Below are 9,457 nucleotides of genomic sequence, written 5' to 3' on the forward strand. Positions count from 1 at the left end.
GCGCCGCGGGTGCCGGGACGTTCAGAACTCTAGGCAGGAGTCCCACACGACATGATCACGATCGGGGTTGAGGAGGAGTACGTCCTGCTGGACCCGGTCACCCATCTGCCCGTGTCCCGGGCGGAGGAGGTGCGGGCGGCGGCCGGCCTCGGGCCGTTCGTGGACGCCGACGAGGTGCAGAACGAGCTGCTCCAGGCCCAGATCGAGGTGGCCACACCCGTCTGCACGGACCTGGACGAGGTCGCCGGCCACCTGCTGCGGCTGCGGCACGCGGTCGGCTCCGCCGCCGAGGAGCACGGCTGCCTCCTGGCCACCTGCGCCGCGGCCCCGATGCGGGACGCCGTACCGCCCCCGATCACCCAGAACCTGCGGTACCTCAAGATGCGGGAGGAAGCGGGCCAGCTGGTCGACGAGCAGCTGATCAACGGCATGCACGTGCACGTCGCGGTACCCGACCGGGAGATGGGCGTCGCGGTCCTCAACCGGCTGCGCGTCTGGCTGCCGACCCTGCTGGCCATGTCGGCGAACTCGCCGCTGTGGGACGGGCGCGACACGGGCTTCGCCAGCTGGCGCACGATCGTCTTCGGCCGCTGGCCGGTGAGCGGCCCGACGCCGTGCTTCCGTACGCTCGCCGACTACGAGGCGCGCATCGAGGCGCTCCTGGAAGCGGGGGTGATCGCCGACCGTGGCCAGCTCTACTGGCAGGCCAGGCTGTCGGACCGCTACCCCACCCTGGAGGTGCGCTGCCTCGACGTGCAGCTGGACGCCACCGACGCCGTGCTGCTCACCGGGATCGTCCGCGCCCTGGTCAGCACCGCGATCGCGGAGGAGAAGGCGGGGGCCGCCCCCGTCGAGTGCACGCCGGAGCTGCTCCACGCGGCCATGTGGCACGCGGCCCGGCACGGCCTCGACGGCTCCCTGGTGGACCCGCAGGGTCGCCGGCGCAGCGCGGGTGACGTGCTGTGGCTGCTGATGCGGCACATCGCACCCGCGCTGGAGGAGGCCGGGGACGAGCGCGAGGTGGGCTCCCTGCTGCACCGGCTGCTGCGGGAGGGCACGCCGGCGGACCGGCAGCGCCGCGCCCTCGCGGACGGGGGCATGCAGGCCCTCACCGATCTGATCACCGGGCAGGGCGCCGGGAGCGGCCGCTGAGCGGACCGTGAGGGCGACGGGCCGACGTGCGGGGCACGGACCCCGACGGCACGATGGGCTGGACGAGGGACGGAGGGCGTGCGGTGGAGATTTCTACGAGGGAGGTCTTCGGCGCGCCGTGCTGGGTCAGCCTGATGGCCCGCGACCTCCAGGGAACCCAGCAGTTCTACGGTGCGGTCCTCGGCTGGAAATTCCGCCCCGCCCGGCTCGGCGAGGGCTGGACCGTCGCCGAGCTGGACGGGGTGCCGGTGGCCGGCATCGGCACGCTGACCTCCGATCTGCCGGTCGCCGGCGCGTGGACCCCGTACTTCGCGGTCGACGACGCCGACGAGGCCGCGGACCGGATCCGCGAGCGCAGCGGCACCGTCGCCGTCGGCCCGGTCTCCTTCCCCTCCGCAGGCCGCGGCGCGCTGGTCGCCGACCGGGACGGCGCGGTCTTCGGGATCTGGGCCGGCGGGGTGTCCGCCGACTGGCGGGTGGGCCGCGGCCCGGCACCGGCCTGGCTCGAACTGCGGGCCAGGGACGCCTTCGAGTCGGCGATCTTCTACGGCGAGGTGCTGGAGTGGGCCACCGGCCGCGCCGGCTGCTGCGAGGTCTCGTACGAGGACGACCAGGTCGTCCTGCGGCAGGGCGGCGAGCCCGTCGCCCGCCTGAACGGAGGGATCACCGAAGCCGCGGCGCACGCCCCGGAGACCAGACCCCGCTGGCACGTCTACTTCCGCGTCCCGGACCTCGACGAGGCCATCGAGGCGGCCGCCACCTCAGGCGGGACCACCCTGTCGACGATCATGTCGAGCCCCACCGACCGCTGGGTCAGCCTCCGCGACCCCGAGGGCGCGATGTTCACCCTCACCACGGCCCGCGCGGAACCCGGGCCGCCCTGATCGGTCCGTACGGTCGCGCAGGGCAGGACCCGCGTCGGATCCGGGTCAGACCTGCGCCGCGCCGCCGTCCACGAACAGCTCGATGCCCGTGACGTAGCTGCTCTCCTCCGAGGCGAGGAACAGCGCCGCCGCGGCCACCTCCTCCGGGCGCCCGGTCCGCCCCATCGGCACCCCGGAGGTGACCTCCTCCAGGATCGCGGCGGGTGCCCGCGACAGCGCGGGGGTGTCGATCGGGCCGGGGCTGAGCGCGTTCACCCGGATCCCGCGCCCCGCGAGCTCCAGCGCCATGCTGCGCGCCATCGACCGGACGGCCGCCTTCGTGGCGCCGTAGACCCCGAACCGGGTGGACCCCGAGGAGCCGGCGGTCGAGCCGACCAGGATGACCGAGCCGCGCTCCCCGAACAGCGGCAGCGCACGCTGCACCGTGAAGAAGGTGGCGCGGAAGTTCAGGTCCGAGACGAGGTCGAACTGCGCCTCGGTGAACTCGGCGACCCCGCCCGCCTTCCCGCCGCCCGCGTTGGTCACCAGGACGTCGATCGGCCGGCCTTCGGCCCCGACCGCCGCGTACAGCCGCTCCAGGTCCGCCGACCGGGTGACATCGCCCGGCACCCCCACCGCAGCGCTCCCCAACGCATCCACCGCGGCCGCCAGTTCGGCCTCGCGGCGGCCCGTGACGAACACCCGCGCGCCCTCCCGTACGAACCGGTGCGCCGTCGCCAGTCCGATGCCGGCCGACCCGCCCGTGATCACCGCGACCTTGCCGTCGAGCTGTCCCATGAGCGCAGAGGGTCGGGCAGCGCCCTCGGGAAGTCAAGGCACGGGCGCCGTGCACCTCCTGTGGGCCGGGTGGCCCACCGCGCTCGCGGGCCCCGGCCGGACGGTGTCCGCTGGCAGGGTGAACCAGGTGTTCCCCCTGCCCGGCCGCCGCTGGTGGACGGGGCTCCCCCCGGCCGCGGGCGCCGCCGTCATGGCCGCCGGCATCCTCTCCGTCGGCCTGCACCTCATCGGCTTCGACGGGCTGTCGCTGGCCGCCCTGGTCCTCGCCGCCGTGCTGTGGCTCCTCCTCGCCGCCGATTTCACCACCCGGCTCGTGAGCGACCGGGGCCGTTTCGAGGCCGAGGCCGACACCCCGGCCGCCCTGACGGCCGTGGCCGCGACGACGGTGCTCGGCACCCGGATCTCCCAGCTGGGGTGGCAGGGCCTCGCCGTCGCCCTGCTCGTACTCGCGGCCGTGCTCTGGCCCGGACTGCTGATCGCCGTCGTCCGGCACTGGAAACGGCGGATGCCCGGCGCCGCCTTCCTCGTCTGCGTGGCGACCCAGGGGCTCGCCGTCCTGGCGGCGACCCTGGCCGCCGCCCTCCACCACGACTGGCTCGTCCGCGCGGCGCTGGTCGCCTTCTGCCTGGGCCTGCTGCTGTACGCGGTCGCCCTCGTGCGGTTCGACTTCCGCGAGGTGCTGCGGGGCGCGGGCGACCACTGGGTGGCCGGTGGCGCGCTCGCCATCTCGGCGCTGGCCGGATCGAAGCTCACGGCATCACCCGTATGGACCGGTCCGGCGCACACGGCGCTGCGTACCGCCACGCTGGTGACGCTCGCCCTGTCCCTCGGCTGGTACGTGCTCCTGCTCGGCGCCGAGCTGCGCCAGTGGCGGCCGCACTACGACATCCGCCGCTGGGCGACCGTCTTCCCCCTCGGGATGACCGCCACCGCGTGCCTCTCGGCGGCCGGCCCCACGGGGGTCGCCTGGCTGCGCCCGCTGGGCGAGGTGCTGCTCTGGATCGCGGTGGGCGCCTGGCTGCTGACCTTCGTGGCACTCCTCGCGACCGCCTCGGGCAGGCGCTCCCACCACCCCTGACGGGGCGGTGGACAGTCGTGCGCGGCGCCGGCTCCGCGAGGCGGCTCCGGGGCACCTGACGAAGTGCTCCCGGCGTCCTGCGCCCGCCCGCTCAGGTCATTGCAGGGTGGCCGCGCGAGCCTCCACCCGTTGCGGACATCAGCCGAGGAGCCCTGAGCAGAACGTGAGGACCCCACCGAGGAGTGCGACCGGTCGACCCGCACGCGGCGAGCCGGACCGCCGCGCCGCGGACGGCGCCCGCGCGCTGGCCGCACGGCGGCGGATCTGACGATCGAACCGGACGCGTTCGTCACGTCGTGCGCGAGGACGGCGGCCGCAGCGGCGCGCCGTTCGCCCGCGCGCCCTCACGATCGGCGGGGCGCGCACGCACGGCCCAGGGGGTCCGGCCGGATCGTGGCGATCGCCCGGAACCCGCGGGCCCGCGCGATGCGCGCGATGCGCGCGGGGAAGGCCGGGACGGGATCCCCGCCCGTCACTGCGCCACGCCCGGCGCCGCAGAGAACCCTCGCCACCGCCGCCCCGAGACCCTCCCCGGCTCCCGGGGCGCACTCCGCCTGCTCTTCCCCGAACCGAACCCACCACAACACAAGGGATGTGAACCACAGATGGCGAACATACTCATCGCCGGCGGAGGCATCGGCGGACTCGCCGCGGCGCTCGGCCTCGCGGGCCGCGGCCACCGGGTGACCGTTCTGGAGCGCAGGGAAACGTTCACCGAACTCGGCGCGGGCATCCAGCTCGGCCCCAACGCCTTCCACGCGCTCGACCTGCTGGGCGTGGGCGCACAGGTCCGCGACCGGGCGGTCTACATCGACGAACTGCGGCTGATGGACGGCACCACGGACGAGCCGATCGCCTCGATGCCGCTGACCGGCGACTACCGCACGCGCTTCGGCAACCCGTACGCGGTCGTGCAGCGCTCCGACGTGTACGAGCCGCTGCTCGAAGGCTGTCGCAGCCATCCGCAGATCGAACTGCGCGGCGGTAGACGGGTGGTGGCGTACGAGCAGCGCGGCCAGGGCTCGGCCGAAGTGACCGCCGTCCTGAGTGACGGCGATCGGCTCAGCGGCGCGGCACTGATCGGCGCCGACGGAATCCACTCGGAGGTACGGCGCCAGCTGGTCGGCGACGGGGACCCGCGGGTCTCCGGGCACACGATCTACCGCTCGGTGGTTCCGGTGGAGCAGGTGCCCGAAGAGCTGCGGTGGAACACCGTGACCCTGTGGGCGGGCCCCAAGTGGCACTTCGTCCACTATCCGATCGGCGGCGGCGCGCTGCTGAACCTGGCCGCGACCCGGGACAACGGCGCGCGGGCGGCCGTCGTCGGGCAGCCGGCCGGGCGCGACCACGTGCTGGACGAGTTCCCGGAGCTGGGCGCGACGCCCAGGAGGCTGCTGGAGCTCGGCCGGGACTGGAAGGCGTGGGTGCTGTGCGACCGCGATCCGGTCGACGCGTGGACCGACGGACGAGTGGCGCTGCTGGGCGACGCGGCCCACCCGATGCTCCAGTACGCGGCCCAAGGGGCCTGCCAGGCGCTGGAGGACGCGGTGGTGCTCGCCGAGTCGCTGGACTGCTGCGAGGACACCGTCGTGCAGCGGCTGGAGAAGTACGGCGCCGCCCGCCGCGAACGGACGGCCCGGACCCAGCTGGTCGCCCGCGAGATCGGCCGCAGGCTGTACCACCCGGAGGGCGAGGCGGCGCGCGAGCGCAACGCGATGCTGAGGGGCCTGTCGGCCGACGGCATGTACGACAAGGTGGCATGGCTCCACGGGGTGGACCTCGGCTGAGCGGGCACCGCGAAGGGGCGGCCCCCGGTCCGAGACCGGGGGCCGCCCCTTCGGTTCCACGACCGGCGCCGCGAGGGCTCACGGGCGCCTGCGCCGGCGCACCGGCGCCCACACCGCGCCCGCGAGGAGCGAACCGGCGACGGGCGCGAGCAGGTAGACCCACAGCAGGCCGGTCGTACCGGAGACGAGGGCCGGCCCGAACTGGCGCGCCGGGTTCGCGCCACCGCCGGAGAGCGGACCGAGGAAGATGATCACGGCCGCGACACAGCCGCCGATGACGAGCGGCAACCGGCGCAGCAGCGCCGGACGGGTCCCGAACCAGGCCACGACCAGCATCATCAGGGCCATCGCCCCGGCCTCGGCCAGGAACACCTCGGCGGCGCCCCAGCCGGGCCCGGGGGCCAGCGCGGCGTCGCCGACCGCGGCGGCCGCATCGCCCCACACGAGCCGCGCCAGCGCGACCCCGCACACGGAACCCGTCAGCTGCGCCACGACGAACGGCAGCACCGCTCTTCCGGGGAAGACCCGCAGCAGCCACAACCCGATGCTGACCGCGGGATTGAGATGACCGGCGGTCTCCCGGCGCATGGAGGGCCCCAGGACGGCGGTCACGACCGCGCCGACCAGCAGCCCCATCACCACGAGTCGGGCGCGGGGGGTCGCCGACAGGTCCGAGAGCGGAGAGCCGGGTCCCGCCATCCAGCGGGCGGCCGTGACCACGGTGAACAGCATGCCGGTGGTGAGCGCGAACTCGAAGCCCGCGGTCACCAGGAGGGAAGGCGGGCGCCCGGGCGCGCGTACGGGACGCCGTGCGGGCGGGGAATCGGTGTCGAGAGACGTCTGTGTCACTCCACGGAATGTGCGTCCGCGCACGGGCCGCGGCAACCGGCGCCGGAGTCCTGTGTCAGGTCGGCGGGCCCGGCCGCCTCCCTTCGCGCCACCTGACGAAGTGAGCCGCTCGCGGTGGACCGGGCACTTCGGCGGCTCGACACTCTGCGGAGTCGGCCGAGGTCACCTGTGCACCTGGACACCCGGTCACCTGCTCATCCCCCTTCACCGAGAGGAACCGATCACCTATGTGCGGCCTTGCCGGATGGGTCAGCTTCCAGCGCGATCTGACGGCGCACACGGACATCGCGTCGGCCATGACGTGCACCATGGAGTGCCGGGGCCCCGATGCGGGCGGCCTCTGGACCTCGCCCCGCGCGATCCTCGGCCACCGCCGCCTGGCGATCATCGACCTGGAGGGCGGACGGCAGCCCATGGCAGCCGTCGAGAACGACGACACCCAGCCGGTCATCACGTACACCGGCGAGGTCTACAACTTCCGGGAGCTGCGCGAGGAACTGCGCGCACTCGGCCACGCGTTCCGCACGTCCAGCGACACCGAGGTCGTCCTGCGCGCCTACCTGGAGTGGGGCGCCGGCTTCGCGGAGCGCCTCAACGGCATCTACGCCTTCGCGATCTGGGACCCGCGCACCGAGGAACTGCTCCTCATCCGCGACCGGATGGGCGTCAAGCCGCTCTACTACTACCCGACCGCGGACGGGGTGCTCTTCGGCTCCGAGCCCAAGGCGATCCTGGCCCACCCCGACGCCGAGGCCGTGGTCGACCCCGAGGGGCTGAAGGAGATCTTCAGCATCGTCAAGACCCCCGGGCACGCGGTCTTCCGGGGCATGCACGAGGTCGTCCCCGCCACGACCGTGCGCTTCACCCGCGACGGGCGCGGCGTCACGAAGTACTGGGAGCTCAAGGCCACGCCGCACACCGACGACCTCGACACGACGATCGCGCACGTCCGCGATCTGCTCGAAGACATCGTGGAGCGCCAGCTCGTCGCGGACGTCACCGTCGGCACGCTGCTCTCGGGAGGCCTCGACTCCAGTGCGGTGACGGCACTGGCCGCCAGGGCCCTCGCCAAGCAGGGCGTCGAACAGCCCATCCGCGCCTTCTCCGTGGACTTCACCGGTCACGACGACCGCTTCGAAACCAACATGCAGTGGGCCGACCCGGACACCCCGTTCGCGGTGGAGGTCGCGCGGCAGGTCGGCGCCGAGCACATCATCATCGAGCTTGAGAACGAGGACATCCTCGACCCCGAGGTGCGCAGCACCGTACTGCGCGCCCAGGACCTGCCGGTCTCCACCGGTGACATGGAGTACTCGCTGCTCATCCTGTGCCGCGCGCTGAAGAAGCGGATGACCGTCGCCCTCTCCGGCGAGGCGGCGGACGAACTGTTCGGCGGCTACACCTGGTTCCACGACAAGGCGGCCGTGGAGCTGGACAGCTTCCCCTGGCACCACCCCTTCGAGAAGCTCGGCGGCATCGGTGCGCTGCGCGAGGTCGGGCTGTGGGACAGGCTCGGGCTCACCGAGTACGTGAAGGGCCGCTACACCCAGGCCCTCGACGAGGTGCCCCGGCTGGAGGGCGAGAGCGGCTTCGAGGAGCGGATGCGCGAGCGGACGTACCTGAACCTCACCCGCTGGGAGAACTTCCTGCTGGACCGCAAGGACCGCATGAGCATGGCGGCCAGCCTTGAGGTGCGCGTCCCCTTCACGGACCACCGCCTGGTCGAGTACGTCTACAACACCCCGTGGGCCATGAAGAGCTTCGACGGCCGCGAGAAGAGCCTGCTGCGCGCGGCGATGCGCGGTCTGCTGCCCGACTCGGTGCTCGACCGCAAGAAGAACCCGTACCCGTCCACGCAGGACCGCGACTACGAGATCGCCCTGCGCGAGCAGGTCCAGGGCCTGCTCGTCGAGGGCGCCCCGGTGCTCCGGCTGGTTTCGCAGGCGGACATCCGCAAGCTGCTCGACCGGCCCGTCGGCGCGTACGCCGTCGGCGGCCCCTGGAGTGCCCGCGCCGTGCTGGAGCGGCTCATCGAGTTCAACACCTGGGTCACCGAGTACGACGTCCGAGTCGAGCTCTGACCGATGTGGGCCCGGCCGCCGCACCAGCGGCCGGGCCCACGCGTCCCACCGCAGGAGGATCTGACATGGTGACACGAACAGACAGCCCGACCGTGACCGTCTGGTCGGACGTCGGCTGCCCCTGGGCGACCCTCGCCCTGCACACGTTGCGCGCCGCGGCCCGGCGCCGCTCCGTACCGCTGCTCATCGACCACCGGGCTTTCCCGCTGGAGCTGTTCAACCGCGAGCCCACCCCCAAGTTCATCGTGGACCCGGAGATCATGGCGATCGGCGCCCGTCTGCCCGAACTCGGCTGGCGGATGTGGGACGGCCCGGCGCACACCTACCCGGTGACGATGCTGCCGGCCCTCGAAGCGATCCAGGCCGCGAAGGACCCCGCCATAGGCGGCCTGCGGGGCAGCGACGAGCTGGACGAGGCACTGCGCCGGGCGTTCTACAACGACAGCAAGTGCATCAGCGTGCACGCGGTGATCCTGGACCTCGCCGAGCAGTGCGAGCACGTCGACGCCAAGGCGCTGGCCGAGGCACTGGCCCGGGGCAGCGGCCGGGCCGAGGTGTACGCGCAGTGGCGGACCGCCGAAGGGCCGCAGATCCAGGGCAGCCCGCACCTTTTCGCCGTGGGGGACTACGCCTCGCACAACCCCGGCGCCACGTTCACCTGGACGGGTTCCCCCTACGAAGGCGGCCTGCCGCGGCTGGACGACTACAGCACCGCCTGGGCCGACGAACTGCTCGACACGATCCACGGGGAAGGCTAGGTCGTGTCGTCAAAGTCTCGTCTGGTCGGCGGGGTCTGGCACGCACGCTCGCCGCGTTGTCGTCGGTCACCGACGCTCCGCGTCGATTCCC

8 protein-coding genes are annotated in these 9,457 nt (G+C 73.3%); 6 read left to right on the forward strand and 2 right to left on the reverse strand.

The genetic code is table 11. From position 1 onward, the window contains the following. Window positions 1-51 precede the first annotated feature (51 nt). Window positions 52-1,152 (forward strand): glutamate--cysteine ligase, encoded by a 1,101-nt coding sequence (locus AB0M92_RS22885; RefSeq protein WP_366104123.1) that lies wholly within the window; start codon window positions 52-54, stop codon window positions 1,150-1,152. Window positions 1,153-1,286: 134 nt separating this feature from the next. Continuing rightward, complete coding sequence (locus AB0M92_RS22890; RefSeq protein ID WP_366104137.1) at window positions 1,287-2,036, forward strand: VOC family protein; 750 nt, start codon at window positions 1,287-1,289, stop codon at window positions 2,034-2,036. 45 nt (window positions 2,037-2,081) lie between these two features. On the opposite strand, the gene AB0M92_RS22895 is transcribed toward AB0M92_RS22890, so the two are convergent. Further along, complete coding sequence (locus AB0M92_RS22895) at window positions 2,082-2,813, reverse strand: glucose 1-dehydrogenase (RefSeq protein WP_366104124.1); 732 nt, start codon at window positions 2,811-2,813, stop codon at window positions 2,082-2,084. Window positions 2,814-2,931: 118 nt separating this feature from the next. Here AB0M92_RS22895 and AB0M92_RS22900 point away from each other — a divergent pair, with 118 nt between their 5' ends. Together AB0M92_RS22900 and AB0M92_RS22905 are read left to right on the forward strand one after the other, a co-directional pair. Then, window positions 2,932-3,891 (forward strand): tellurite resistance/C4-dicarboxylate transporter family protein, encoded by a 960-nt coding sequence (locus tag AB0M92_RS22900; protein ID WP_366104125.1) that lies wholly within the window; start codon window positions 2,932-2,934, stop codon window positions 3,889-3,891. Between the two features lie 605 nt (window positions 3,892-4,496). After that, window positions 4,497-5,678, forward strand: coding sequence for a 3-hydroxybenzoate 6-monooxygenase (locus AB0M92_RS22905; protein WP_366104126.1), 1,182 nt, complete (start codon window positions 4,497-4,499; stop codon window positions 5,676-5,678). Window positions 5,679-5,756: 78 nt separating this feature from the next. Here the strand turns inward: AB0M92_RS22905 and AB0M92_RS22910 are convergent, their stop codons facing one another. Further along, window positions 5,757-6,527 carry an aquaporin gene (locus AB0M92_RS22910; RefSeq protein ID WP_366104127.1) on the reverse strand — a complete coding sequence of 257 codons (771 nt, stop codon included), beginning with the start codon at window positions 6,525-6,527 and terminating at the stop codon, window positions 5,757-5,759. 227 nt (window positions 6,528-6,754) lie between these two features. Here AB0M92_RS22910 and asnB point away from each other — a divergent pair, with 227 nt between their 5' ends. Then, window positions 6,755-8,608 (forward strand): asparagine synthase (glutamine-hydrolyzing), encoded by a 1,854-nt coding sequence (asnB, locus tag AB0M92_RS22915; RefSeq protein WP_366104128.1) that lies wholly within the window; start codon window positions 6,755-6,757, stop codon window positions 8,606-8,608. A 65-nt stretch (window positions 8,609-8,673) separates the two neighbouring features. Then, window positions 8,674-9,366 (forward strand): DsbA family protein, encoded by a 693-nt coding sequence (locus AB0M92_RS22920; RefSeq protein WP_366104129.1) that lies wholly within the window; start codon window positions 8,674-8,676, stop codon window positions 9,364-9,366. Window positions 9,367-9,457 lie beyond the last annotated feature (91 nt).

Origin of the sequence: Streptomyces sp. NPDC051582, from assembly GCF_040681715.1 — a bacterium.
Taxonomy (GTDB): Bacteria; Actinomycetota; Actinomycetes; order Streptomycetales; family Streptomycetaceae; genus Streptomyces.

Bases quoted from the DNA above. Each gene is read 5' to 3' on its own strand.
- AB0M92_RS22885 (WP_366104123.1), top strand. From the start codon at position 52: ATGATCACGATCGGGGTTGAGGAGGAGTACGTCCTGCTGGACCCGGTC.
- asnB (WP_366104128.1), top strand. From the start codon at position 6,755: ATGTGCGGCCTTGCCGGATGGGTCAGCTTCCAGCGCGATCTGACGGCG.
- AB0M92_RS22895 (WP_366104124.1), bottom strand. From the start codon at position 2,813: ATGGGACAGCTCGACGGCAAGGTCGCGGTGATCACGGGCGGGTCGGCC.
- AB0M92_RS22890 (WP_366104137.1), top strand. From the start codon at position 1,287: ATGGCCCGCGACCTCCAGGGAACCCAGCAGTTCTACGGTGCGGTCCTC.
- AB0M92_RS22920 (WP_366104129.1), top strand. From the start codon at position 8,674: ATGGTGACACGAACAGACAGCCCGACCGTGACCGTCTGGTCGGACGTC.
- AB0M92_RS22905 (WP_366104126.1), top strand. From the start codon at position 4,497: ATGGCGAACATACTCATCGCCGGCGGAGGCATCGGCGGACTCGCCGCG.